General features: G+C 44.5%; 27 protein-coding genes. 4 read left to right on the plus strand and 23 right to left on the minus strand.

All coding sequences use genetic code 11. The features are described from left to right. Nucleotides 1-168: 168 nt before the first annotated feature. Together guaA and guaB are read right to left on the minus strand one after the other, a co-directional pair. Nucleotides 169-1,749, minus strand: coding sequence for a glutamine-hydrolyzing GMP synthase (gene guaA / locus K5L93_RS02925; protein ID WP_152779295.1), 1,581 nt, complete (start codon nt 1,747-1,749; stop codon nt 169-171). 75 nt (nt 1,750-1,824) lie between these two features. After that, the gene (gene guaB, locus K5L93_RS02930) at nt 1,825-3,285 is read right to left on the minus strand and encodes an IMP dehydrogenase (protein WP_220718409.1); all 1,461 of its coding nucleotides are present in this window, start codon (nt 3,283-3,285) and stop codon (nt 1,825-1,827) included. A gap of 86 nt (nt 3,286-3,371) precedes the next feature. Here guaB and xseA point away from each other — a divergent pair, with 86 nt between their 5' ends. Both xseA and K5L93_RS02940 read left to right on the plus strand, forming a co-directional pair. Beyond that, the gene (gene xseA, locus K5L93_RS02935; protein ID WP_220718410.1) at nt 3,372-4,751 is read left to right on the plus strand and encodes an exodeoxyribonuclease VII large subunit; all 1,380 of its coding nucleotides are present in this window, start codon (nt 3,372-3,374) and stop codon (nt 4,749-4,751) included. Nucleotides 4,752-5,229: 478 nt separating this feature from the next. Continuing rightward, nucleotides 5,230-7,059: an alpha/beta fold hydrolase gene (locus K5L93_RS02940; RefSeq protein WP_220718411.1), complete on the plus strand. Its 1,830-nt coding sequence runs from the start codon at nt 5,230-5,232 to the stop codon at nt 7,057-7,059. A 48-nt stretch (nt 7,060-7,107) separates the two neighbouring features. Here the strand turns inward: K5L93_RS02940 and K5L93_RS02945 are convergent, their stop codons facing one another. The 20 genes from K5L93_RS02945 to trmJ all read right to left on the minus strand — a co-directional run bounded on the left by K5L93_RS02945 (nt 7,108) and on the right by trmJ (nt 24,382). Then, nucleotides 7,108-7,341, minus strand: a complete 234-nt coding sequence (locus tag K5L93_RS02945) for a zinc ribbon domain-containing protein (RefSeq protein ID WP_220718412.1) — start codon at nt 7,339-7,341, stop codon at nt 7,108-7,110. 9 nt (nt 7,342-7,350) lie between these two features. Next, nucleotides 7,351-8,820 carry a ribosome biogenesis GTPase Der gene (gene der, locus K5L93_RS02950; protein WP_220721427.1) on the minus strand — a complete coding sequence of 490 codons (1,470 nt, stop codon included), beginning with the start codon at nt 8,818-8,820 and terminating at the stop codon, nt 7,351-7,353. Nucleotides 8,821-8,904: 84 nt separating this feature from the next. Beyond that, complete coding sequence (gene bamB / locus K5L93_RS02955) at nt 8,905-10,095, minus strand: outer membrane protein assembly factor BamB (RefSeq protein ID WP_220718413.1); 1,191 nt, start codon at nt 10,093-10,095, stop codon at nt 8,905-8,907. Then, nucleotides 10,088-10,723, minus strand: coding sequence for a YfgM family protein (locus K5L93_RS02960; protein ID WP_016401222.1), 636 nt, complete (start codon nt 10,721-10,723; stop codon nt 10,088-10,090). Before K5L93_RS02960 ends, bamB begins: the two co-directional genes overlap by 8 nt. Before the next feature lie 13 nt (nt 10,724-10,736). Beyond that, the gene (gene hisS / locus K5L93_RS02965; RefSeq protein ID WP_220718414.1) at nt 10,737-12,014 is read right to left on the minus strand and encodes a histidine--tRNA ligase; all 1,278 of its coding nucleotides are present in this window, start codon (nt 12,012-12,014) and stop codon (nt 10,737-10,739) included. Nucleotides 12,015-12,099: 85 nt separating this feature from the next. Continuing rightward, complete coding sequence (gene ispG / locus K5L93_RS02970; RefSeq protein WP_016401225.1) at nt 12,100-13,197, minus strand: flavodoxin-dependent (E)-4-hydroxy-3-methylbut-2-enyl-diphosphate synthase; 1,098 nt, start codon at nt 13,195-13,197, stop codon at nt 12,100-12,102. 15 nt (nt 13,198-13,212) lie between these two features. Continuing rightward, a complete protein-coding gene (locus K5L93_RS02975) occupies nt 13,213-14,250 on the minus strand; it encodes a RodZ domain-containing protein (RefSeq protein WP_220718415.1) in 1,038 nt (345 codons plus the stop codon). Beyond that, the gene (pilW, locus tag K5L93_RS02980; RefSeq protein ID WP_220718416.1) at nt 14,240-15,013 is read right to left on the minus strand and encodes a type IV pilus biogenesis/stability protein PilW; all 774 of its coding nucleotides are present in this window, start codon (nt 15,011-15,013) and stop codon (nt 14,240-14,242) included. The genes K5L93_RS02975 and pilW overlap by 11 nt, the downstream gene beginning before the upstream one ends. A gap of 22 nt (nt 15,014-15,035) precedes the next feature. Continuing rightward, nucleotides 15,036-16,154 carry a dual-specificity RNA methyltransferase RlmN gene (rlmN, locus tag K5L93_RS02985; protein WP_152779309.1) on the minus strand — a complete coding sequence of 373 codons (1,119 nt, stop codon included), beginning with the start codon at nt 16,152-16,154 and terminating at the stop codon, nt 15,036-15,038. 157 nt (nt 16,155-16,311) lie between these two features. Beyond that, nucleotides 16,312-16,737 carry a nucleoside-diphosphate kinase gene (gene ndk / locus K5L93_RS02990; RefSeq protein WP_016401229.1) on the minus strand — a complete coding sequence of 142 codons (426 nt, stop codon included), beginning with the start codon at nt 16,735-16,737 and terminating at the stop codon, nt 16,312-16,314. Nucleotides 16,738-16,798: 61 nt separating this feature from the next. Next, complete coding sequence (gene pepB, locus K5L93_RS02995) at nt 16,799-18,094, minus strand: aminopeptidase PepB (protein ID WP_220718417.1); 1,296 nt, start codon at nt 18,092-18,094, stop codon at nt 16,799-16,801. A gap of 43 nt (nt 18,095-18,137) precedes the next feature. Further along, nucleotides 18,138-18,338 (minus strand): Fe-S cluster assembly protein IscX, encoded by a 201-nt coding sequence (gene iscX / locus K5L93_RS03000; protein ID WP_220718418.1) that lies wholly within the window; start codon nt 18,336-18,338, stop codon nt 18,138-18,140. An 11-nt stretch (nt 18,339-18,349) separates the two neighbouring features. Continuing rightward, the gene (gene fdx / locus K5L93_RS03005) at nt 18,350-18,688 is read right to left on the minus strand and encodes an ISC system 2Fe-2S type ferredoxin (RefSeq protein WP_016401232.1); all 339 of its coding nucleotides are present in this window, start codon (nt 18,686-18,688) and stop codon (nt 18,350-18,352) included. A gap of 1 nt (nt 18,689) precedes the next feature. Then, nucleotides 18,690-20,543 (minus strand): Fe-S protein assembly chaperone HscA, encoded by a 1,854-nt coding sequence (gene hscA / locus K5L93_RS03010; protein ID WP_220718419.1) that lies wholly within the window; start codon nt 20,541-20,543, stop codon nt 18,690-18,692. 5 nt (nt 20,544-20,548) lie between these two features. Continuing rightward, the gene (gene hscB / locus K5L93_RS03015) at nt 20,549-21,067 is read right to left on the minus strand and encodes a co-chaperone HscB (RefSeq protein WP_220718420.1); all 519 of its coding nucleotides are present in this window, start codon (nt 21,065-21,067) and stop codon (nt 20,549-20,551) included. Nucleotides 21,068-21,079: 12 nt separating this feature from the next. After that, nucleotides 21,080-21,403: an iron-sulfur cluster assembly protein IscA gene (gene iscA, locus K5L93_RS03020; RefSeq protein WP_016401235.1), complete on the minus strand. Its 324-nt coding sequence runs from the start codon at nt 21,401-21,403 to the stop codon at nt 21,080-21,082. 18 nt (nt 21,404-21,421) lie between these two features. Further along, complete coding sequence (iscU, locus tag K5L93_RS03025; RefSeq protein WP_016401236.1) at nt 21,422-21,805, minus strand: Fe-S cluster assembly scaffold IscU; 384 nt, start codon at nt 21,803-21,805, stop codon at nt 21,422-21,424. 31 nt (nt 21,806-21,836) lie between these two features. Beyond that, nucleotides 21,837-23,051, minus strand: coding sequence for an IscS subfamily cysteine desulfurase (locus K5L93_RS03030; protein WP_220718421.1), 1,215 nt, complete (start codon nt 23,049-23,051; stop codon nt 21,837-21,839). A gap of 35 nt (nt 23,052-23,086) precedes the next feature. Then, nucleotides 23,087-23,560: a Fe-S cluster assembly transcriptional regulator IscR gene (gene iscR, locus K5L93_RS03035; protein WP_220718422.1), complete on the minus strand. Its 474-nt coding sequence runs from the start codon at nt 23,558-23,560 to the stop codon at nt 23,087-23,089. A 90-nt stretch (nt 23,561-23,650) separates the two neighbouring features. After that, nucleotides 23,651-24,382, minus strand: coding sequence for a tRNA (cytosine(32)/uridine(32)-2'-O)-methyltransferase TrmJ (gene trmJ, locus K5L93_RS03040; protein WP_220718423.1), 732 nt, complete (start codon nt 24,380-24,382; stop codon nt 23,651-23,653). Nucleotides 24,383-24,553: 171 nt separating this feature from the next. On the opposite strand from trmJ, the gene suhB reads away from it, so the two are divergent. Together suhB and K5L93_RS03050 are read left to right on the plus strand one after the other, a co-directional pair. Then, nucleotides 24,554-25,357 carry an inositol-1-monophosphatase gene (suhB, locus tag K5L93_RS03045; RefSeq protein ID WP_220718424.1) on the plus strand — a complete coding sequence of 268 codons (804 nt, stop codon included), beginning with the start codon at nt 24,554-24,556 and terminating at the stop codon, nt 25,355-25,357. Nucleotides 25,358-25,455: 98 nt separating this feature from the next. Then, nucleotides 25,456-25,992, plus strand: a complete 537-nt coding sequence (locus K5L93_RS03050; protein WP_220718425.1) for a hypothetical protein — start codon at nt 25,456-25,458, stop codon at nt 25,990-25,992. On the opposite strand, the gene K5L93_RS03055 is transcribed toward K5L93_RS03050, so the two are convergent. Beyond that, complete coding sequence (locus tag K5L93_RS03055; protein WP_220718426.1) at nt 25,985-26,254, minus strand: hypothetical protein; 270 nt, start codon at nt 26,252-26,254, stop codon at nt 25,985-25,987. The genes K5L93_RS03050 and K5L93_RS03055 overlap by 8 nt on opposite strands. Nucleotide 26,255: the final 1 nt, after the last annotated feature.

Genomic DNA, 26,255 nt, shown 5'->3' on the forward strand with positions numbered 1-26,255 from the left:
ACTTAGTGTGATTGGTATTAAAACATCATCATAGAGCAGATCTTGAAAATAGAGAACGTGAATTAGTTGTTCAGCTTTAAACAGCAAGGAGCGACGCTGAGAAAGCTTTTGAGTGAATGTGAGGCAAAAAAAAGCGCCATTACGGCGCTTTATTCAACGAAGGGAAATTTATTCCCACTCAATGGTTGCTGGTGGTTTACCTGAGATGTCGTAAACAACACGAGAAATACCATCAATCTCGTTGATGATACGGTTGCTCACATTACCTAAGAAATCGTAAGGTAGGTGCGCCCAATGTGCGGTCATAAAGTCGATAGTTTCAACTGCGCGCAATGATACAACCCAGTCATACTTACGCGCATCGCCCATTACACCTACTGAGCGAACCGGCAAGAATACAGTGAAAGCTTGGCTTACTTTGTGGTAAAGATCTGCCTTATGTAATTCTTCAATGAAGATAGCATCGGCACGGCGTAGTAAATCACAGTACTCTTTCTTCACTTCGCCCAACACACGTACACCTAAACCAGGCCCAGGGAATGGATGGCGGTATAACATATCGTAAGGTAGGCCTAGCTCTAAGCCAATTTTACGCACTTCATCTTTAAACAGCTCTTTAAGCGGCTCTACTAAGCCCATTTCCATATCATCAGGCAAGCCACCTACGTTATGGTGAGATTTAATCACATGTGCTTTGCCGGTTTTAGATGCCGCCGATTCGATAACGTCAGGGTAAATCGTGCCCTGCGCAAGCCATTTTGCATTTTTAAGCTTTTTAGCCTCTTCATCGAACACATCAATGAACACATGGCCAATAATCTTACGCTTTTTCTCTGGGTCACTTTCGCCAGCCATTGCATCTAGAAAGCGATTTTCAGCATTTACGTGAACGATGTTTAAACCAAAGTGGTTACCAAACATATCCATCACTTGCTGGCCTTCATTCAAACGCAGCAAACCGTTATCTACAAATACACAGGTAAGTTTGTCACCAATTGCGCGTTGAACCAACATTGCCACAACCGAGGAGTCAACGCCGCCACTAAGACCAAGAATAACTTCGTCATCACCCACTTGTTCTTTAATTTGAGCAATGGCGTTCTCGATGATTGATTCAGAGGTCCATAAAGCTTCACAAGCACAAATATCTTTTACAAAGTGCTCTAGCATGCGCAAGCCTTGACGAGTATGGGTCACCTCAGGGTGAAACTGCACACCGTAAAAATGCTTATCTTGATTCATCATGGCAGCAAACTCACAACTTGGCGTTTGCGCAACGGTGGTGAAACCTTCAGGAATGGCCGACACTTTATCGCCATGACTCATCCAAACATCTAATAAGGCATTGCCATTTGGTGCTACTGCGTCTTCAATTGCTTTAAACAATGGAGATTGCGCGACCACTTCAACTTGAGCGTAACCAAACTCACGCTCGCCCTCGCCTTGAATAACCGCCCCGCCTAGTTGCTCAGACATGGTTTGCATGCCATAACAAATACCTAGAACAGGAACGCCAGCATTAAATACGTACTCAGGAGCCCGCGGAGAATCATTTTCCGTAACACTTTCTGGGCCACCGGCCAAAATAATACCGTTCGGCGCAAACTCGCGGATATCGGCTTCTTCTACATCCCAGCCCCACAATTCACAATACACACCGATTTCGCGGATTCGACGCGCGATAAGTTGGGTATATTGCGATCCAAAATCTAAAATTAGAATACGATGTTCGTGGATATCTCTGCTCATAATCACTTACTTAAAATAGGCTGATAGAACTAAGCGCCTTTCGGCGCTTAGAGAAGAAAAACAAACTTATTAGGCTTAACCCATACGATAGTTAGGGGCTTCTTTGGTAATGGTTACGTCATGTACGTGACTTTCACCCATACCTGCGCTAGTTACCCGCACAAATTCTGCTTTGGTATTTAACTCGTTAATTGTAGCGCAACCGGTTAAGCCCATGCACGAACGTAAACCGCCCATTTGCTGGTGAATAATCGCTTTTACCGGGCCTTTGTAAGCTACGCGACCTTCAATACCTTCAGGAACTAATTTGTCGGCAGCATTGTCTGTTTGGAAGTAACGATCTGACGAACCTTGAGACATTGCGCCAAGCGAGCCCATACCACGGTAAGACTTAAACGAACGGCCTTGGTAAAGTTCAATTTCACCTGGTGCTTCTTCGGTACCAGCAAACATGCTACCAACCATCACACAAGAAGCGCCGGCAACTAAGGCTTTTGCAATATCGCCTGAGAAGCGAATACCGCCGTCTGCAATAACCGGAATATCACGACCTTTCAGCGCTTCAACAGCATCAGCAACTGCGGTAATTTGCGGTACACCCACACCCGTTACAATACGCGTAGTACAAATTGAACCTGGACCAATACCTACTTTAACCGCACTTACACCTGCATCGGCTAGGGCTAAAGCGCCTGCGCCCGTTGCCACATTACCACCAACAATGGGTAAGTCAGGGTATTTTTCGTGAGTAGCTTTAATGCGATCAAGAACGCCTTGCGAATGACCGTGAGACGAGTCAATCAACAACACATCTACGCCAGCTTCAACCAAGGCATCAATACGCTCTTCGTTACCCGCACCAGCACCTACTGCAGCGCCAACACGCAAACGACCAAAGCTATCTTTACAAGCATTAGGTTTACGCTCAGCTTTTTTGAAATCTTTTACGGTAATCAAACCGGTCAGTTTGAATGCGTCATCTACCACTAGCATCTTCTCAATACGGTGTTCGTGCATCAGTTTTTCAACGACGTCACGCGATGTATCGGTAGTTGTCACCAAACGCTCTTTAGGTGTCATTACTTGAGAAACAGTTTTAGAAAAATCAGTTTCAAAACGTAAATCACGGCCAGTTACGATACCCACTAGGTCATTCGCTTCAGTCACAACAGGGAAGCCAGCAAAACCGTGGATTTGACGCAATTCAGCAATTTGGCCCAAGGTTAACTCAGGCGTTACAGTAATTGGCTCTAAAACGATACCTGCTTCGAACTTCTTCACTTTACGCACTTCGGCAGCTTGCTGCTCAATGCTCATGTTTTTGTGAATAAAACCAACACCGCCCTCTTGCGCTAGTGCAATGGCAAAATTAGCTTCGGTTACCGTATCCATGGCAGCAGACACCATGGGAATACTAAGCGGGATATCTTTGGTTAGACGAGTCGCCAAATTGGCAGTATTAGGAAGTACTTCTGAGTGAGCAGGAAGTAGTAGTACATCATCGAAGGTTAAGGCTTCTTTAGTAATTCTCAACATAGCAACATTCGCCTAAATCAGTTAATAAAGGGATAAAATATTGCGGTCGGATTATAGGTATAAAGCTGGCCAAGGTAAATTGAAAAATGTTATTTTCTTACATTATTTTCAATTTAGCTTCGAGTTGGCTAATGCAAAGCAATCAAATCGCCCAAAATATCCTCAGCGTAAGTCAATTAAACCAGCAAGTTAGGCGATTGCTAGAGAACTCTCTAGGCACAGTTTGGTTAGCAGGTGAAATATCTAATTTTGCTACGCCATTTTCGGGGCACTGGTACTTTAGTTTAAAGGACGATGGTGCCCAGGTACGCTGTGCCATGTTTAAGGGTGCAAATCGCAAGGCTCTATTCACACCAGAAAATGGCATGCAAGTATTAGTGAAAGCCAAAATCACCATGTATGAACCACGCGGTGATTATCAGCTTATTGCAGAAGCCATTCACCCAGCTGGAGATGGTGCCCAGCAGCAAGCGTTTGAGCAACTAAAAATGAAGTTGGCCAGCGAAGGCTTATTTGGCCAAGCTGACAAGCAATCCCTGCCCGAATACCCCAGTACCATTGGCGTGGTAAGCTCCGCCTCTGGGGCTGCTTTACAAGATATTTTATCAGTGCTTCAACGCCGCGCCCCCGCTATTAAAGTGATCGTTTATCCTGCTGCGGTTCAGGGAGATGCAGCTGCAAGCCAACTTAGCAATATGATTGAGATCGCTAATCAGCGTGAAGAAGTCGATCTGCTCATCGTTGGCCGAGGTGGAGGATCTAAAGAAGATTTATCCGCCTTTAATGACGAAGCCCTCGCTCGCTGCATATTTAATTCAAACATTCCGATTATATCTGCGGTAGGCCACGAAGTAGACGACAGCATTTGTGATTTAGTTGCCGATATTCGCGCCGCAACCCCATCAGCTGCAGCAGAAATTGTTAGCCAGCAAGCCAGCCACCTTTCGTTAAGCTTAACCAAACAAAGACAACAATTAGAGCAAAGCTATTTACATTTGCTTAGTCGGCTACAGATCCGCCTCAAGCAGCTCCATCACCAAGTAGAAACCCAATCCCCTATCCATTTATTAGAACAGCAACAGCAACGCTTTGACGAGCTTAGCCACCGTTTAAGCTTTGCTCATCAACAAAGCTTAAACCGCAGCAAGCAGCGCCACCTAGAAGCGCGCTCACGTTTAAAACACTTACTTTTAGAGCAAAAGCTAAGCCGTCATCAGCAACTGTTAGTTCAACTTAAGCAGCGGCTAAACCTAGCCAGTAATAAGCACCTTCAACACCAGCAAGATGCCTTAGTAAATGTTTGCCGACAAATGGATAATTTGAGCCCACTGCGTGTAATGGAACGAGGTTTTTGCTTGGTGACTCAGCAACAGAAAATAGTTAAATCAGCTGCAGAGTTAAGTGTTGGCGACCAAGTCAATATCAAGTTTTCCGATGGAAAGCATAAGGCAACAATTATTGAATAAGCTCTAGGGGCTGTTTATCTTTCGAGCTGTTTTTTGCAGCAGTTTGTGGTTTATACAAGGCAGAAGCTTTAATGTGTAGCGAGCCTACATGAGAAGCTGATAACGCAGTAGAAATAAGCCACAAACGCTGCCCGAAGGGTTCGGCTAAAATCGTTTTATGCTTTGTTAAGGCGTATTCACTTAAAATGCTAGGCTACACACGCCTTGCCGCGCCTAAAACGATTTTTTCGCGAACAAAATTCAACCACGAAAGACTAACAGCCCCTAGCGTTTTAAACACCAAGGTCACATCTAGTGAGTTAGTCATCAAAATTGATGGGATTTTAGTTAATTCTGACATAAGATTGATTCGACTAAAGCGAATACCTAGTTGGTTCGCAGTTTAGCTAGAATCTCGACTAAACCCACTAAAGAGGTAAAGCGAGCATTCGGGTAACTAACTAGATATCAATATAAAAAATAAATTAGCAGCAATACTATGATTTCATTGGATAGCACCAAGGAGCGAGAGCTAACCAGTGTCGATAACAGGGAACAGTTAATCGGTATGATTTACCGTGCGGCGGCAGAACCTGAATATTGGCCCGATTTGCTTGAGCACCTATACATGATGCCAGAACTTCAAAGCACAGAAGAACATGGTCACTCAGGCTCCTCTTCGGCACAATTAAGCCAAATGCTCGATGCGGTATCTCCGCAACTATCGATGGCTCAGAATCAATACTCTGAACGAAACCAAATTTTACTTGAACACTTTAACCAAGCTTTAAATATCGCCAAGCGCATTTACCAGCTTGAAGAAAAGAACCATTCACTAAACTCTTTGCTAGACCACATTCCGGTTGGCGTAATTTTGGTAAACGCTAAAAGTGAAATTTTGCTCACCAACGAGCTAGCAGAAGAAACTCTGCAACTTGGCCAAGGCTTATACCAACGCAATAAAAACTTGGTCACCCAACAAAGCGAGTCAACTGAGTTACTCAATCAATATATTGAAGAACTTTCTTCACTAGGGCCGAACGAATCAAGTAGTCGCGGTTTACCAATACAAATTGGTCAAGATACCGATGTACAAACCATGGTGATTCTCAGCCCGGTAAACCATCTGCAAAACCCAAGTTTAGAGCGAAATGCCAGTGTGGTGGTATTTATCTCCCCTTCTCGCCCCGATGTAGAGCTTGATCTAGCCGCCTTTGCCGACGGTTACAACTTAACCCCAAAAGAAGCGCGCATCGTTAATTACATTGCGCAAGGTATGTCACCACCTGACATTGCCGATAAAATTTTTGTTAGTTACAACACCGTGCGCACCCAGCTCAAATCGGTCTTCAAAAAAACCAATGTAAGTAGCCAAAGCGAATTGGCAAGTTTGGTGCTAACCGGGCCGTGGGGAATGTTATCGCAAAGTAGTCGCCACTTTGATTTTGCCGAAGCCCACGACCTTAACGCGCGCTACTTTACTCTGCCCGATCAACGCAAGCTGTGTTACCAAGAATACGGTAGTCCAAAGGGTAAGCCGGTGGTTTATTGCCACAGTATTTTAGGTAGCCGTTTAGAGAACTTCTATGATGATGTTGATTTAGCAAAACACCTAGGTTTGCGCTTAATCAGCATCGACCGCCCCGGATTTGGTGGTTCTGACTACTGCGAAAACTACGGCTTTGTAAATTGGTCAAAAGACTTAGCGGCGCTACTCGACCATTTAGAGCTAGAGCAGGTTCAGTTACTTGGCTATGCCACAGGAGGCGTTTACGCAGCCTGCTGCGCAGCAAAAATTCCTGAGCGGATTAGCAGTATGACCATTGTAAGTTCGGGTGATGCCCTCACCTACGACAGTGATTACGAGGCCACTGCCAAGCTATATCGCATGCACATGAAGCTGGCTCGTGACTTCCCGAGTATGCATCGCCTGTTTACTAACATTCTTGATAAGGGCCTGCACAAAGACCCCAACAAATTATTTAAGGTATTAGCCCGCGATCTAGAAGGTGCCGATGTTGAGCTATTTGAGAGCCCACAATTTCGAGAAAAGTTTGGCCGTTATTTAAAAGAATCAAAGATCCAAGGCGGTAATGCTTTTTCTGATGAGGTGCGTCAAGTGATGTCACCTTGGGGTTTTGATATTGAAGACGTTAAAGTTACTACGCAGCTCTTCCATGGTGAGCAAGACAGGCATATTCCATTGGTGCTTGCCGAGCGCTTTGTCGAGCGCGCAGCCAACGCTAAGCTCACTGTCGTTCCTGAACAAGGTCATTACATGATTTATCGACAGTGGCCAGAGATACTAAAAAGCGTTGCAAGTAACTAAGTTGCTAGCTCCACTCTCAAAAAAGGCGGCCAGTGGCCGCCTTTTTAATTAACTGTCTAAGCGCTCGAAACGCCGAATAACAGCTCGCTTAGATTTTAACTCGTTGCAGCTATTACAAAAATAATCTACTGCACCACAGGCCTTTAGCTTTTCTAGTTCAGCATCGCATTTATCACAATGCACTCGCTGCGAGAACTTATGGTGGCAGGCGCCACACAACCAGTGGTCATGTTCGTGTTGTAACTGTCCATCACATTCTGGGCAAGCAACTTCAGTAGTCATAGTGTTCCTCTACGATTTTTTATACTTACTTACATTTTGCATTTTTTTACGACGGCGTTCTTGAGCCATGGTAAGTTTTGACTTCTTATCTGAGAATGGATTATCACCTTCTTTAAACTCTACGCGAATTGGCGTGCCCATAATCTCTAGGGCTTTGCGGTAATAATTCATTAAATAACGCTTATAAGAGTCTGGTAAAGAGTTAACCTGATTACCATGAACAACGATACGAGGTGGATTATAGCCGCCAGCGTGGGCATAACGTAATTTAACCCTACGACCGCGCACTAACGGCGGCTGATGGTCGTCTTGAGCCATCTGCATAATCTTGGTTAACATAGAGGTAGAAACGCGCTTAGTGGCGCTTGCGTATGCCTCCTGAACCGATTCATAAAGGTGGCCAACGCCAGTACCATGCAATGCGGAAATAAAGTGAACGCGTGCAAAGTCGATAAAGCCCAAACGTCTATCCAGTTCAGTTTTAATCCGCTCTTTATGTTCGTTGTCTAAACCATCCCATTTATTAACGGCAAGCACTAAGGCGCGACCGGCATTCAACACAAAGCCAAGCAAACTTAAATCTTGATCTGAAATGCCATCTTTTGCGTCGATTACCAGCATCACCACATTAGCGTCTTCAATTGCTTTAAGGGTTTTAATAACCGAGAACTTTTCTACTGTTTCTGTCACCTTACCGCGCTTACGTACCCCTGCTGTATCAATCAAGATGTAATCTTGATCTTCTCGCTGCATAGGGATGTAAATACTGTCTCGGGTGGTACCTGGCATGTCGTACACTACCACTCGGTCTTCACCCAGAATCCGATTAGTCAGCGTAGATTTACCCACGTTGGGGCGACCAACAATGGCCAGTTTTATTGGAAGATCGGCAAACTTCTGCGCTAACTCATCAAGTTCTGACTCGGTCATTTCTTGCGTATCAGCTTGCTCTAACTCTGGCTCTTCCGCTTGATTCTCAGCCTGCTCAGTAACAAAGGGGCGCAGTGCTTCTTCTAACAACATGTTTACGCCGCGGCCATGAGCTGCTGCAATCTGATGAACTTCACCTATCGCCAAGGCATAAAACTCGCCACAGGCAGTATCAGCATCAATGCCGTCAGTTTTATTAGCAACCAAGAAAACTTTCTTTTCTTGTTTACGTAAATGATGGGCAATCGCCTCATCAGCAATGGTCATTCCAGCGCGCGCATCTACCAAAAACAGAACAGCATCAGCTTCTTCAATAGCTTGCAAAGACTGCTGCGCCATCATTGCATCAATGCCTTCTTCATCGCCATCAATACCGCCGGTATCAATAACAATAAATTCTTGCTCCGCGACTTTGGCTTGACCATATTTACGGTCACGAGTCAGTCCTGGGAAATCAGCGACTAAGGCATCCCTGCTACGTGTAAGGCGGTTAAATAAAGTAGATTTGCCAACATTTGGGCGTCCCACTAAGGCGACAACAGGAAGCATAAGGGCCTCATTTTCTAGAATAAATGACATGACAAAGGCTCATGGTTAATTCACCATGAGCCTTTTGTTCATAATTATAACAACTTAACTGCGATCTAGCGCAATTAACTTACCACTTCGTGTTTGAAGGATAATTTTGTCGGAGGTTACCACAGGCGCAACATATAAGCCGCTTTTATCTACTAACATTTTGCTAGCAAACTCGCCGGTTTCACGATCAAGCCAATATAAGTAGCCTTCGCTGTCCCCTACTAATACCTTATTTCCGTCTACTGCGGGTGCAGTAACGATACGGTAAGACAAAGCACCTTGGGTCCATTTCTCTATGCCGTTGTTGCGCTCAATGCTATAAACATTGTCACTAACGTCAGTAACAAATAGGTTTAAACCCGAAGAAGCAATATTCTGGTAGGCAGAATAACTGCGCTTCCATTCTTCTTCGCCACTGCGTAAATTAACCGAAATAAGGTTTCCGTTGTAAGCAACCGCATAGAGCTGAGAGCCAATCAAGGCTGGCTTACTATCCACATCTACAATTCGGTCAATCTCAGTAGACCCCTTAGGCTGGGCTAACTTTGTTTCAAACAGCAATTGACCACTTTCTAAAAGATACAGGCCAATTTTACCGTCACTACGACCTAAAATTATCGCGCCGTTAGAAATAATAGGTGGCGCTTTGCTGCGCAACGACAGTGCTGGCTGATCAATTTTAATATCCCACTTTTGTTCACCAGAGTGAGCATCTAGTGCAACTAAATGGCCATTACTGGTGATAACTACCACCAAACTGTCTTCTACAGCAGGAGCCGCTAGCACTTCACCAGCCACTTCAGCTTGCCAAACTATTTCACCGGTTTCTGCATTTAACGCAAATACGTCGGCGTTTTCGGTGCCCAAATAGATACGGCGATACGCAGCAGTTAAGCCACCAGAAACACGTGCATTAGGGGTGTTACCCGAGAAGCGATTGTTACTTTCAACTCGAGATAAATCTTGGTCCCACAAGCGTTTACCGTTTAAATCAAAGGCACGCACTTGACCATAGCGGGCAGCGGCAAACACTGAATCGTAGGCGACAACTGGCGACAGCGCCGAGAAGTAATCGTCAACACCTTTGCCTACTCGGGTTTCCCACTGTTTGCCTACTGTAAACTGGTTTTCAAACTCAGGCACGGGTGCCATTTGCACAACATCTTCTTCAGAGTTGAACAAAGAACACGCCGACAAGCCAACGAGTAAACAAGCAAAGCTAGCAACACGCCAAGCTTTAACCATTAGCAGCCTCAACTTCAGTTAGATCATTAAGTTTTAGGTTAACACTAGGGTCTTGCTCTGCTGCACCAGCAGCAACAGCCGCTTGATAGGCTTGACGAGCTAATGCTTGCTCACCCTGTTGCAAGTAAATATCACCTTTAATCAGTTCAACAGTTGCCACTAAAGCGGGCTCAGTCACTTTATCTAGGCTGGCTAAGGCATTATCAAATTCGGCTAATTGTGCTTGTACACGAGCGAGTCGAGTATAGATCATGCCTTTAAGCTCTTCGGGTGCACCTTCAAGCGCTAGGTTAAGCTGAGTTTGCGCCTGAGCATAATCTTCTTTAACCACTAGTTCTTTTGCTAACAGTAATGATGCAAATACTGAATAGTTTTTGTCACCTTGGTTAGCTGCTACAAAATTTGCTAAAGGAGTTAACTCTTCATTATTTGTGGCTAGTTGACTAACCACTTGTTGAAAAGCATCTGAAGCCGCTTCTTTTTGCTCAATTTGGTATTCGCCAAAATAGCGCCAGCCAAATACAGCAGCTAAACCTAGTACCGAACCGCCAATAACTGATGTTCCGTTTTTCTTCCACCAGTCTTTGATGGCTTGAACTTGCTGTTCCTCAGTGGAATAAATGTCCACAGCGTCTCCTTAACTAAACTAATACGGTATTAAGCAAAGCAACTAACTCTGATTGAGCGATGCACTGCTGTTGAATATCTTCGCGTAGGTACTTTACAGTAACCTGCTGGTTGGCTAACTCATCTTCACCGATGATCAATGCCACTTTAGCGCCTGACTTATCAGCTCGCTTAAATTGTTTTTTAAAGTTTCCGCCACCACAGTGGCTCATCACCCGAACAGAGGGTAACGCATCTCGCAATTGTTCGGCTAACGAAAATGCTGCGCCAAGTGTTCCTTCTCCGGCATTGATCACATAAACATCGGCACTTGATGGTAAATCACCCAGTAACTCGAGTGTTTCCAGCAATAGAACTAAACGTTCCATACCCATGGCAAAACCAACAGCAGGCGTTGCTTTGCCGCCCAATTGCTCTACCAAACCATCGTAACGGCCGCCAGCACATACAGTACCTTGTGAACCTAAGCTTGATGTTACCCACTCAAACACAGTGCGGTTATAGTAATCAAGACCTCGAACCAAACGCGGGTTTAGTTCATAAGCGATCCCTGCGTTATCTAGCAACGCACATAGTTGCTCGAAGTGATCTTTGCTTTCTTGGTCTAGGTATTCACTAAGGCTAGGTGCGTCAACTAACATCGCTTGCACCTCAGGATTTTTACTGTCGAGAACACGCAAAGGGTTATTGTACATGCGACGTTTTGCATCTTCGTCTAAGGCTTCTTTATGCTGCTCTAGGTAAGCAATCAAAGCATCACGATAGTTAGCACGTGCTTCGTTTGAACCTAAACTGTTAAGCTGCAAAGTAACGTGGTTTTCCAAGCCAAAGGCTTTCCAAAAGCGCGCAGACAAAATAATTACTTCAGCATCGATATCAGCGCTGGCAATACCAAAAGACTCAACGCCTACTTGATGAAACTGGCGGTAACGACCTTTTTGTGGGCGTTCATGGCGGAACATTGGCCCCATGTACCACAAACGCTGCTCTTGGTTGTATAACAAACCTGCTTGGTTGCCTGCACGTACACAACAGGCTGTGCCTTCAGGTCGCAAGGTTAAGCTATCACCATTACGATCTTCAAAGGTATACATTTCTTTTTCTACGATATCAGTCACTTCACCGATAGAGCGCTTAAACAAATCAGTGCTTTCTACAATCGGCATTCTTATTTCGTTGTAACCGTAGGCTGCCACCACATCTCGAATTACTGATTCGACCTTCTGCCAAGCGGGAGTATCACTTGGTAGGCAATCATTCATGCCACGTATTGCTTGTATTTGTTTAGCCACATTAATCTCGAATAAAACAGGTCAATAATTATTAAAGGCCCTCGATTATAGGGCCTTTAAGCAAAGAGGTAAATTTAAATGCAGATTAGCTTTCGGTAATGTCTTTAATCGCGATACGCGAGCGGATTTTCGCTTCTAAAGCATCTACTAAGTCGTCATTATCGAAACGCTCTTTTTGGCGCACACCATCTTGATAAAAGCCGCTTTTTTTGTTGCCACCGGTAATGCCTAAATCAGAGATAAGCGCTTCACCTGGGCCATTTACCACACAGCCGATAATAGAAACATCCATTGGCTCTACAATGTCTTCTAAACGCTGCTCGAGAGCGTTAACCGTTGAAATAACATCAAACTCTTGGCGAGAACAGCTTGGGCAAGCAATAAAGTTAATACCGCGAGAGCGAATACGCAGAGACTTAAGAATATCAAAACCTACTTTGATTTCTTCAACGGGATCGGCTGCTAAAGAGACTCGCAAGGTATCGCCGATCCCTTGTGATAACAACATACCTAAGCCAACTGCCGATTTAACCGAACCGCTGCGTAAACCGCCGGCCTCTGTAATACCAAGATGTAGAGGTTGGTCGATTCGGCTGGCCAATCCTTGATAAGCGCCTACGGCAAGGAAAACATCAGAGGCTTTCACACTCACTTTAAATTGATCGAAGTTCAAGCGATCGAGTATATCGACATGACGCATCGCAGACTCAACCAACGCTTCTGGAGTGGGTTCGCCGTACTTCTCCTGCAAATCTTTTTCCAAGGAACCGCCATTAACACCAATACGAATTGGGATATTGCGCTCACGTGCAGCATCCACTACCGAGCGAATGCGCTGTTCGTTACCAATATTACCTGGGTTAATACGTAAACAATCAGCGCCATACTCCGCTACTTTTAAGGCAATGCGATAATCGAAATGAATATCAGCCACTACAGGAATTGAGACCTGCTGCTTAATTTGTTTGAAGGCTTCAGCAGCATCCATGGTTGGCACTGAAACGCGCACAATATCACCACCCACTGCAGCAATTCGGTTTATTTGCTCAACCGTTGCAGCAACATCAGTAGTACGTGTATTGGTCATAGACTGCACAGTGATGGGCGCGTCTCCGCCCACTGGCACATTACCCACCATAATCTGTGTTGATTTACGGCGTTTAATCGGAGTTGGTTGATTCATAATAATCGAAAGATCTTAATTGTTTGGTATTTGCATGCGCACAACTTTACCGCGTGTAAATGACGATAAGTCGATTGATTCTTGTCCGTAACTTACGCTCACGCCTGCATTAGTGCCAAGCACGATACTATAAGGAGAAGGACCAGTTACAGAGAGTGATTGACCAGGCTGTTTAATGTCTGCCACCAAGCGTTTACCTGTAGCATCTCTAATCTCTACCCAACACTCATTTTCAAAACTCATGTTTAAGGCAGTTAAAGTTGCTACTTGGTTTACTTCTGTTTCTTGCTCAGGAGCTGGGCTGTTTATTGCGGTGGCCCCAGACGCTTGCGAAGCAGGCTCATTTGACGCTGATTCAGTAGAGGGCTCGGCGACTGGCTCTAGCGCCATTTGGGACTCAACTTTTGGTTTCGCATCAACCGCATTTTCAGCTTCTACAACAGGCTCTGAAACAGCCTCTACAGGTTTTGCCGATGGCGCTTGGGGAGCTTCAGCTTCAACAGAGCTTAGCGCTTGGATATTTTCAGCACTCGCTTCTGGAGTAACATCCACTTCGAGCTCGCTGGTCGGTTCTATAATCCGACTTTCTGAACTAGCAGGGCTGGCCTGACTAAAATCTACTTGTTGACTCTTCTCTTGCCACCACCAAATCACCAGCAGAACAACAATACCAAGGCCCACTAAGTAGGTAAATTTCATCAGACGACTGTCATGAGTTTCTTGCTTTATCCGCCCAGAAAAGCTCTGCATCTCTGTGCGTTGTTCATGAGCATCATGCAAATGGGTATAGCTAGAAAGCACTAGATCTTCAGAAAGATTCAATAAACGTGCGTAAGCGCGCAAGTAGCCCTTTATAAAAGTATTTGATAAACCACTATCGAAGCTATCGCCTTCTATATCCTTTATTACTTGTAAACGTAGTTTTAAGCGCTCGGCAACTTGATTTTGGCTTAGCTTGGCTGCAACTCGTGCTTCTTGCAGCATCTGCCCAGGGCTAACAACTTCAATGTCTTCACTTAGCTCTGTTTGCTCTGATTCGGCTTTAGTAGTCATTAGCGATGTATCGTTTTGTCTGTTCAGATTTAGGGAACTGCTGTTGTAAAGTTAAGCCCCAACGTGCTTCTTCAGCAAAGTTGTCGGCTGCACTTTCTAAGCGAACCCACGCGAAGGCGCTTTCCGCCGTAGTTTCAGCCATACTATCATACCGTTGCAGATATAATCGGGCTTGCTCAGGTTTATTTTTTTTGAGGTAAACTTCGGTAGCACCAAGCAAAGAAGCGGGCCTGCGAATATTGTAAGCTAAGGCACTGGTAAAATAATCTAAGGCTTTATCTAAATCACCGGCAGTTAAGGCACATAAACCAGCATTTTCATTGGTGCCAGCGACCTGAATATACTCTGGGTTAGCTAACGCCTGCTTAAATAACTCCTCAGCTTGGTCATACTTTTTTTGCTTACAGAGCATCACTCCATAGTTATTAAGAACATCGCCATTACGTGGCGCTATAGATGTAGCGCGTTTATAGGCATCTAGTGCTCGCTCCGGCTGGCGAACGCTTTGATAGAAATGGGCTTGGGCGATGTAAACATCAACCAGATTAGGCGCCAGCTCTTGCGCCAGCTCCAAATTACGTTTTGCTTGTTCTGCATCGCCAGCTTCTAAGTAGCGCAAAGCCAAACTAATGCGCGTTTTAGCGGCAGTGTCTTTATCAAGCTGCTTATCTTTATTGTTTACTTCTTGTCCGTTCACACGGGTTTCGGTTACACAACCAGAAACCAAAAACACAACCAAAAACAAGTACAACCAGTGTTTCATATCCGTCCTTCGATAAGGTTAGTTATTGAATTGTGACTGAAATTTCTTGTTGTTGCATCCGTTTTTTCATGGTTCTTTTGGTTCTGTCGACAACGTCACCTGCTAGCTGTCCACAGGCCGCATCAATGTCATCGCCACGGGTTTTACGAACCACTACCGTTGAGCCATATTCCATTAATACCTTACTAAAACGATCTACGCGGCTGTTACTCGGTTTGGTAAACGGCGAACCAGGGTAAGGGTTAAATGGAATTAAGTTAATTTTACATGGAGTATCGCGTAAGACTTCGGCTAATTCGTGGGCTTGCTCCATAGAGTCATTAACGCCATTGAGTAATACATACTCAACAGTTACCTTGCCTCTATTAGCGTTTGATTTGTCGATATAACGTTTTACACCAGCCAAAAAGGCTTCGATGTTGTATTTATCGTTGATCGGCATGATTTCACTGCGCAGCTTATCGTTAGGAGCGTGCAGTGAAATAGCTAACGCCACATCCAGTTTATCACCTAATTTATCTAAGGCCGGAACCACACCAGAAGTACTTACTGTTACGCGACGCTTGCTCAGGCCATAGCCGTTATCGTCTAGCATTAACTCTAAGGCTGGGATCAGGTTGTTTAGGTTTAGCAACGGTTCACCCATACCCATCATTACCACATTGGTAATTGGACGTTTTCCTTCGATGCCTTTGTGGCCGATCACTTGAGCTGCTCGCCAAACTTGACCAATGATGTCAGACACTTTTAAGTTACGGTTGAAACCCTGTTGGCCAGTAGAGCAGAAGGTACATTCCAGCGCGCAGCCAACTTGTGAAGATACACATAATGTCGCGCGGTCACCCTCAGGGATATAAACGGTTTCGATCTCTTGACCAGCCACTAACATCGCCCATTTAATGGTGCCATCTGCGCTGCGTTGCTCAGTGCTAATTTCTGGTGCGCGCACTTCGGCCAAACGCTTAAGCTTTTCGCGTAAGGCTTTATTAATATTGTTCATTTGGTCGAAGTCATCGACACCGAAGTGATAAATCCACTTCATTACCTGATCGGCACGAAATGGTTTTTCACCTATCTCAGCAAAAAACTGACGTAATCCAGCTCGATTAAAATCAAGTAAATTTGTTTTTGTCTCACTCATCGCTCAACTCCACGATCGACCAAATAAAAAAAGCGCCGAATTGTACAAATAATAACAGCAGAAAGCCAGTTAATCTCTGTACTCGGCGCCAGTTGGCAGCTAATAAGTTTTTAACTATTAAGCCGCATTTGCCAAAGAAGCTTTTGCCCCATTTGACTTATCTAGGACAAATTTCATTGTCTTCAAAGAAATAGGCAATTTCTCTCGACGCTGACTCAGGCGAATCGGAGCCATGGGTGCCGTTTGGTGGCATGCCTGAGCCAAAGTCATGCCGTAAGGTACCGGCAGCGGCTTCTGCCGGATTGGTTGCGCCCAATAATTCACGATAACGCTGCACCGCATTCTCAGCTTCAAGCACTTGCACCATGATTGGCCCCGATGTCATAAACTCAATCAATGGCGGGTAAAATGGTTTTCCCTCATGTTCTGCATAAAACCCTGCGGCTTGTTCTTGCGACAAATGCACCATTTTAGCAGCAACAATACGCAAACCGGCAGACTCCATACGCGCATAAATTGCACCAATTGCGTCTTTCGCCACCACATCGGGCTTAAGTATAGAAAAAGTACGTTCTAAGGCCATTAACTAGCTCCATCTAAAATTGGGTGAATATCACTCTTTGATATTGTAAGTGAATGATAAGTTAGCTCAACTCAGTTAACAACCGTGAAATGGTGCGAATACCATGCCCCTTTGCCCCAGTTGCCCAAAGTGCATTACCAGATTTTTGATAAGAGCCTGACATATCAAAATGCAGCCAGTTTTCTTCTGCATTTTCAACAAAATGGGCTAAGAAAGCTGCAGCAGTAGATGCGCCGGCCATGCCCTCGCCTGAAGAAATATTGGCAATATCAGCAAAGCTAGAGCCAATTTGCCCTTTATGGAAAGGTTCTAGGGGCAGAGGCCAAGCTTTTTCGTGCTCCTGTTTGGCAGCTTGTAAGGCTTGATGAACCAACTCATCATCAAAGCCAAACACTGCATTGTAGTCACGACCTAAGGCCATTTTAGCTGCGCCCGTTAGGGTAGCTGCATCGATAATAACTTGAGGCTTCTGCTCACTAGCGGCAATTAAACCATCAGCTAACACCAAGCGACCTTCAGCGTCAGTGTTAAGCACTTCTACCGTAACACCATTTTTGTAAGTAATTACGTCGCCCAGCTTGTAAGCATCTCCCGATACCATGTTCTCAGCGCAGCACAAATATAGCTTCACACGTTTGTTTAGGCCATTAGCAATAGCTAAACCTAAACCACCCGTAACCGTGGCAGCGCCACCCATATCGCTTTTCATGATTGACATGCCGTCGGAAGGCTTAAGGCTATAACCGCCTGAGTCAAAGGTAATACCTTTACCTACTAGGGCTACGGCCACTGGCTCATCTGGGTTTCCACTAGGATTAAAATCTAACTGCAACATCGCTGGAGCTTGGCTGCTCCCCTTGCCCACCTGATAAGTTCCTACCCAGCCTTGTTCCAGTAAATCTTCACCAGAGATAATCTCATAAGAAACATGTTCCGGAGATAAACCACTTAAGAAGCTAGCGGCAGATTCACATAAAGTTTGTGGGTAAATAGCTGCCGGACCAAGATTAATCGTTTTACGAGTCCAATCAGCAGCAGACTTAAGCGCATCAAAGCGCTGCTGGTCTGCATCACTTAGTACCACTACGTCTAGTTGGTTATCTTGTTTAGCGTTGTAGTAGCCTTGATAGAAAGCCCAGCAAGCTTCTAAATCCCAGCTATCGCCAATAAAAGAAAGGTGCTTTAAGCCTTGTGCATCTAATTTTCGGCCGGCTTTTTGAATATCTTGAAGGCGGGCTGCGCCTTCAGAATTGATATGAATATTAACTTGGTTAGCTTCAAAGCTAACTAAGGCATTTTCGCCCCATTGAGCAGCGGCAGGTTTGGCGCATAAAACTAGATCCATAACGGCGGTCATCAATACTTCCTCATTTGAGTAATCGACAACGAGCCCTTGGAACTTAGTCTAGTTCATCTATCCAGGCTAAAATAATTGCTTCCAATATGCGCTCGTTGCTGTGCTGTGGGTCATCGTCAAAATCATCTAACTGACAAACCCATTGGTGTAAGTCGGTAAACCGAACTTGCTTAGGATCTTGCTCTGGAAATTGCTCGGCCAGTTCTATTGCTATTTGCTCAACATCTATCCAACGCAACCCCATCAGCCTGTTCCTTAATGTTGTTCAGACACCATATTAATGGTGTATTTTGGAATTTCTACTACTAAGTCTTCATCGCTTACCATTGCTTGGCAACCTAAACGAGACTCGGGCTCCAATCCCCAGGCTTTGTCTAGCATATCATCTTCTAGCTCATCGCTTTCTTCAAGCGAGTCAAAGCCTTCGCGCACAATTACGTGGCAGGTAGTACAAGCACAAGATTTTTCACAAGCGTGCTCAATGTCGATACCTTCGCGCAAGGCAACATCCAATACGCTTTCACCTTGTTTTGCTTCTACTACTGAGCCTTCAGGACATAAGTCCTCGTTAGGCAAGAAAATCACTTTAGGCATCTTAAATCCTATCTACTTGCTGGCCCCTTAGGGCTTGTTTAATGGAATCATCCATTCGCCTTGCGGCAAAATCTTGACTGATACTGTCTAAATGTTTAATAGCTTGCTCTATCTGGGAAACAGAGTCACCTTCGGCAATAGCTTGTAATTGCTGCATGGCTTGTTCAATGCCAAGACGCTCTTCAGCTTGCAGCAAGCGTTCGCCACTTTCGGCTAAAGCTGCAGTCATATCTTCAATGAATCGAGCGGCTTCGACTTGTTGCTCACGCAACATGCGCATAGTGACATCATGTTTGGCATTGGTGATGGAGTCTTTAAGCATTCTCGCCACTTCTTCATCGGCTAAGCCATAAGAAGGTTTAACCTCAACCGACGATTGCACCCCAGTTGATTTTTCCATCGCAGTCACTGATAACAAGCCATCGGCATCCACTTGGAAAGTGACTCGAATATGAGCGGCACCAGCAGCTAACGGTGGAATACCTTTTAGTGCAAATTTAGCCAAGGAGCGGCAATCATCTACTAATTCACGTTCACCTTGTACCGCATGAATAGCCATTGCTGTTTGGCCGTCTTTAAATGTCGTAAATTCTTGGGCTCGAGCAACCGGGATAGTGGTATTGCGTGGAATAACTTTTTCGACCAAGCCTCCCATCGTCTCAATACCTAGTGAGAGAGGTGTAACATCAAGCAGTAACAGCTCACCATCTTTTTTGTTTCCCACCAAAGTGTCAGCCTGAATGGCTGCACCAATCGCAACAACTTGGTCAGGATCAATGTTAGTTAAAGGCTGCTTGTCAAAAAAATTCGCTACGTCGTTACGCACTTTTGGCACTCTGGTAGAACCGCCAACCATCACTACATTGTTAACATCTTCTAGCTCTACTTCAGCGTCACGTAAAGCGCGGCGACAGGCGCGAATAGTGCGCTTCACCAAGCTTTCAATGAGGCTATCGAATAACTCGCGGCTAATGCTGCCCTGCCATTTAATACCGTCAATATCCAAATTGATATTGGTACTTTCTTGGTCAGTTAAGGCTACTTTAACTTGATTGGCTATGCGTGATAACTCTCGCTTTAACTGGGCTGAACGAATACCACTGACTTGCGCTTGTTCAGCTATCCACTCTACTAAAGCATCATCAAAATCATCACCACCGAGCGCAGAATCACCACCGGTGGCTAGTACTTGAAATACACCTTTAGATAAACGCAGAATGGAGATATCAAAGGTGCCACCACCTAAATCATAAATCGCGATTACGCCTTCGTCACCACTATCTAATCCATAAGCAATAGCCGCGGCTGTCGGTTCATTAAGTAAACGCAGTACATGTAAACCAGCTAGCTGAGCCGCATCTTTGGTGCCTTGGCGCTGTGCGTCATCAAAGTATGCAGGCACAGTAATAACCACGCCATCGGGCTCACCTTGTAATGACTCTTCAGCTCTCGCTGCTAAACTTTTTAAAATTTCTGCAGAAACTTGAATAGGATTAACATCGCCCGCTACTGTTTGAATATGCGGGGTTTTAGCGTCACTAAAGTTATAGGGAAACAGTTCACGGTCTATATCTGCGCTATCTTTGCCTAATAAACGTTTAACCGAGGTAATGGTGTTATGAGGATCGGTAACCGCTTGTGCTTTGGCTAGCTTGCCAACTTCTACGCCATCTTTATGATAGCGAACCACCGAAGGAAGCAAGGTATCACCGCTATGATCGGCTAAAGTAACGGCTTTGCCGCTACGTACAGTTGCAACCAAAGAGTTAGTGGTACCTAAATCGATACCTACAGCCAGTTTATGTTGGTGAGGAACAGCCGATTGCCCAGGCTCTGCTATTTGTAGTAATGCCATATAGATTAGTAATCTAAAATTTTCTCTTCCAGTTGAAGCAGCTGCTGTTGCAGGCGTGCATAGAATTTGAGTTTGCGAACATCGTCTGCAGCTTGCTCAAAATTTTGTTCATTGTAGGCTTTTTCAAAGCTTGAGCTCAAGTCGCTTCGTTGCCGCTTCAATAACCTTGAGAAGTTATCAATAGCGTCTTCAGGATCGGCTGCATGCTCTATTTCAGCCAATTGCTCCCTTAACTCCATTTGGCTCATCAAGAAAGCAACATCGTTGATGGTTTGCTGTTCGCCTCCAAGCTCTAAACCGTGCAAACTTAATAAGTATTGCGCTCGACTAAGAGGGTCTTTAAGCGTTTGATAAGCGTCGTTGATTTGCGCAGCTTTTTGCATCACTTGAGCCTGGCGCTCGCTAGACTCGGCTGCAAAATTATCGGGATGGTATTGTTGTTGCAGCTCTCTATAGCTATCAGCTAAACCATTTAGGTCTAGCTGATAAGACGGAAGTAGAGAGAATAACTCAAAATGATTCATAGCGTGTTCCATTTAAACGCTAAAGCTCTCTCCACAACCACATTCGCCATTTACGTTAGGGTTGTTAAATACAAAGCCTTCGTTCAAACCTTCTTTAACAAAGTCTAATTCAGTGCCATCGATGTAAAGTAAGCTTTTCTCATCAACGATGACATTTACACCGTGGCTTTCAAATACTTTGTCGTCTTCAGCTAATTGGTCTACAAACTCCAAAATATAAGCCATGCCTGAACATCCAGAGGTTTTTACCCCTAGGCGCACGCCAGTGCCCGCACCTCGGTTGTTCAAAAATTGACTTACATGTGTTGCTGCAGCTTCAGTTAGTGATACAGCCATGATGGCTCCTTAAATCTACTACGCGTTTTTCTTTTTGTAATCAGCAATGGCGGCTTTAATGGCATCTTCTGCCAAAATTGAGCAGTGAATCTTCACAGGCGGCAAGGCTAATTCTTCAGCAATATCGGTATTCTTAAGCGCTTGAGCTTCGTCTAAACTCTTACCTTTAACCCACTCGGTAACCAGTGAGCTAGACGCAATTGCTGAACCACAACCATAAGTTTTGAAACGAGCGTCTTCAATCACGCCCTCGTCGCTTACTTTAAGTTGTAACTTCATCACATCGCCACAAGCTGGTGCTCCCACCATACCGGTGCCAATGTGGCTATCATCTTTATCTTCGAAAGCGCCAACGTTACGCGGGTTTTCGTAATGATCAATTACTTTTTCACTATAAGCCATGATATCTCTCCAAATCCGTTATTTTTAATACTTAGTGGTGTGCCCACTCAACTTGGCTGAGGTCTACGCCGTCTTTAAACATGTCCCAAAGTGGAGACATTTCGCGGAGTCGGCCAATACCTTCGTTAATCACTTTAACTGCGTAATCGATTTCTTCTTCAGTAGTGAAACGGCCAAAAGAGAAACGAATAGAACTGTGTGCGAGTTCATCATCTAAGCCTAGTGCGCGCAGAACATACGACGGCTCTAAGCTTGCAGAGGTACACGCAGAACCTGATGAAACAGCTAAATCTTTAAGCGCCATTATCAATGACTCACCTTCAACATACGCAAAGCTCACATTTAAGTTAGCTACTACACGTTGTTCAAAGTCGCCGTTTACATAGGTTTCTTCAATATCTTTAATGCCTGCCCAAAAGCGGTCACGTAAAGCGCGAATGTGCTCGTTATCTTTTGCCATCTCTTGTTTAGCAATAGCAAAGGCTTCACCCATTCCAACAATTTGGTGAGTAGGTAAGGTACCAGAACGCATTCCGCGCTCATGGCCACCGCCATGTACTTGCGCTTCTAGGCGAATGCGTGGCTTACGCTGCACGTACAAAGCACCAATACCTTTTGGCCCATAAACCTTATGTGCTGAGAAAGACATCATATCTACAGGAAGCTCTTGAAGGTCGATCTCAACTTTACCTGCGCTTTGTGCAGCATCGACATGGAACAAAATTTTACGAGAGCGACATAATTCGCCAATCGCTTTAATGTCTTGGATTACGCCAATTTCGTTGTTCACATGCATGATAGACACAAGAACCGTATCGTCACGTAATGCTTCGGTTAAGGTCTCAAGGCTGATAACACCGTTGCTTTCTGGGTCTAAATAAGTCACTTCGTAACCTTCTCGCTCTAATTGGCGACAAGTATCTAGCACAGCTTTGTGCTCAGTTTTACACGTGATGATGTGCTTACCCTTTTTATTGTAAAAGTGAGCAGCACCCTTAATAGCAAGGTTATTTGATTCTGTCGCTCCCGAGGTAAATACGATTTCACGAGGGTCGGCATTTACTAGGTCGGCAATTTGGTTGCGGGCAATATCTACAGCTTCTTCTGCTTGCCAGCCAAAACGGTGTGAACGTGAAGCAGGGTTACCGTAAATACCATCTACGCTAAGGTATTGCATCATCTTTTCAGCAACCCGCGGATCAACCGGAGTGGTTGCTGAATAATCAAGATAAATTGGTAATTTCATTAAAGTTCTCCGTTACTACTCGGCGAAAGCGAGCGTCATAAACTAATTTGTATCGTGTTGTTATCAACGTGCTGAAGTTGGTCTTGATTATGCGCTACATGAACAATTTGTCGCTCACGCATTAAGCCACCCAAGCTTATGTTATCTAAGAAGTCGGCAATCCTTTCACTTAAGTCATTCCACAATGAGTGGGTAAGGCAAGGTTTGCCGCCTTGGCAGTCTGCAGAACCATGACAACGTGTTGCGTCAATCGACTCATCAACAGCGTGAATCACCATGCCTACTGCAATATCATCAGCGTCCATACCTAGGCGATATCCGCCACCAGGGCCACGCACACTGGTTACTAAGCCATGTTTACGTAATTTTGAAAACAGCTGCTCTAAATAGGACAAAGAAATACCTTGTCGCTCAGAAATATCAGCTAAAGAGACCGGCCCTTCTTCCATATGAAGAGCAACATCTAACATCGCTGTAACGGCGTAGCGTCCCTTAGAAGTTAAGCGCATATCAAACCTATTTTTTCCCGTGAACTTGGTCACAATCTTTCCATACCCTAGTAATTTAGTCAAGTATAAAACCTACTAAATTAGTCAGGTTTATTTTTCAGGTTTAGAAATATGCTTGTCAAAAGAAGTTAAAATGCCACGCATTACATTAAGCTCTTGTTTTTCCATACGAATACGGTTGAACATTCGTCGTACTTTTTCCATTACTTTGCCCGGGTGTGGCTTGATGATAAAACCTGAGTCAGCAATAGACTGTTCGAAATGCTGATAAAAACGCTCTAAATCATCGGCATGAGGGTAATCTTCGGGAGCAGCTTCTGGGTGGGTATTTTGCAGGTCTAGAAACGCCATACGCACTTCGTAGCATAATAGCTGAACAGCCATTGCTAAGTTTAGCGAACTATATTCGGGGTTAGCTGGTACACAAACGTGATAATGGCATTGCTGTAACTCTGGGTTGTTTAAACCACTGCTCTCACGACCGAACACAATAGCGACTTTACCCTGCTGGGCCTCTGCGGCGAGTTTAACACCGGCTTCTCGCCCATCAACCATCGGCCAATCTAAAGTTCGAGAACGGGCACTGGCGCCAATAACTAGCTGACAGTCTGCAACTGCTTCTGATAACTCTGAGACAATTGTGGTACCACCCAACACATCCGATGCACCAGCAGATAGCGCAACCGACTTACCATCAATCTCAGCTTCTGGAGCTACTAAGCACAAATCGCTAATTCCCATGGTTTTCATTGCTCTGGCTGCAGAGCCAATATTGCCACTATGACTAGTGCCAACTAAAACCACTCGAACATTTTCCAACATTACTTTTACTTCACCCTAAATTTGTTGCGCGGGATTGTAACATAGCCATAGCCTTAGCAGCTAGATTGGAAAAAGTTTATCTAGAGTGCCTATAATCAATTGTGTTTAATTTTGGTTTTCCCTATAATCCGGCGGTTATTTTATGTTCTTTCTACAAATTGGTGGTAATTCATGCATGCTATGCTAAACATTGCGATTCGCGCTGCGCGAAATGCAGGTAAAGTCGTAACTCAAGCTTACGAACAGCTAGATAAAGTTGAAGCGACAACAAAAGGCACTAACGACTACGTAACTAATGTTGATAAAGCCGCTGAGAAAAGCATTATCGACACCATTAAAAATGCTTTCCCGGATCATTCGTTCATCGCGGAAGAAAGCGGTCTAACTAAAGGCACAGATGATGAATATCAATGGGTGATAGACCCATTGGATGGAACCACCAATTTTATTAAGGGCATTCCTCACTTTGCTATTTCTATTGCGCTACGGGTTCGCGGTAAAACTGAACACGGCGTAGTTTACGACCCTCTTCGTAACGAGTTATTTGCTGCTTCACGCGGTAAAGGTGCGCAATTAAACGGTTACCGTTTACGTGTTACTAAAGCTAAAGATTTAGAAGGCACACTAATTGGTACCGGCTTCCCATTCAAACGCAAACACTACATGGACAGCTATCTAGCCATGTTCGGAGCAATCTTTGCTGAGTGTGGAGACATGCGCCGTGCTGGTTCTGCCGCTTTAGATTTAGCCTATGTAGCCGCTGGTCGTTTAGACGGTTTCTTTGAATTAAACTTAAAGCCTTGGGACATCGCAGCAGGTGAACTAATTGCTCGCGAAGCAGGTGCCATTGTTACAGACTTTAGCGGCAACACTGATTTCTACCAAAGTGGAAATGTTGTATGTGCAAACCCTAAAGTACTAAAACACATGTTATCTACAATTCGTCCGCATTTAACGGATGCAATTAAAGCTTAGTAAATTAAGCAGAAACAACCTAAAGCGGGCACTGCCCGCTTTATTTTTGTCTTTAAGACCACTATTTTATAAATAGACACCATATTTAGGATGTATTAATGAGATTGCTACCTCTGCTGCTTCTGCTAATAAGCGCTTATGCAAACGCCGCTAACTTAAGCCAACAACAAATAGACAACTGGTTTGAAGCGAGCAAAATGCTTAAACCAATTGTTGAAAAAATCGAAGAAGAAAATACCTTAGAAGAAGTAGAAAACCCTAGCGAGTTAGCTGAACAGATGGTTCTTCAGCTCAATCAAAGTGCTCACATTAACGAAGTGAAGCAAGTACTGGATAAATACAACTTAAACTTAGAGAGCTGGGCTGCAACTACCGAGCAAGTAATATTTGCTATCTTGGCAGTAAACTTGGAAGAGTATAAACCACAGCTTGAAGTCTACGAGAACATGAAGCAACAGTTGTTAGATAACCCCGAGCTAACGGCTGAACAAAAACAACAACTGTTGGACTCATTCGAAATCGGTGACCAGTGGTTTACCCAACTAAAATCTGTGCCACAAAGTGACATCGATCTAATAGCGCCTCAAGTATCAAAAATAAGCCAAGAGCTAGGCTGGGAATTTGATACTAATTAGCCCCTAAATCAAAGCTATCAGCCCCTAATTCAGCCCGCTCTAGTTGTAGTTCTAAAAATGCGATGCGCTTAGCAAACTCTCCTAACAGCGCATCTTTTATTCTTAATAGCTCAAGCATAGGCGTAGGCTCTCGCCACTCTGGATAATCGCCTTTAACTTCCGCTTGCTGAAAGGCCTGCTCAGCCTCAAGCTGATCAAAAAAGTAATAGGTGTTTTCAACAATATCAAAAGCATAAATAATTGGGTTAACTTGATCAGTCATC

Origin of the sequence: Agarivorans litoreus (assembly GCF_019649015.1) — a bacterium.
GTDB classification, from domain to species: Bacteria; Pseudomonadota; Gammaproteobacteria; order Enterobacterales; family Celerinatantimonadaceae; genus Agarivorans; species Agarivorans litoreus.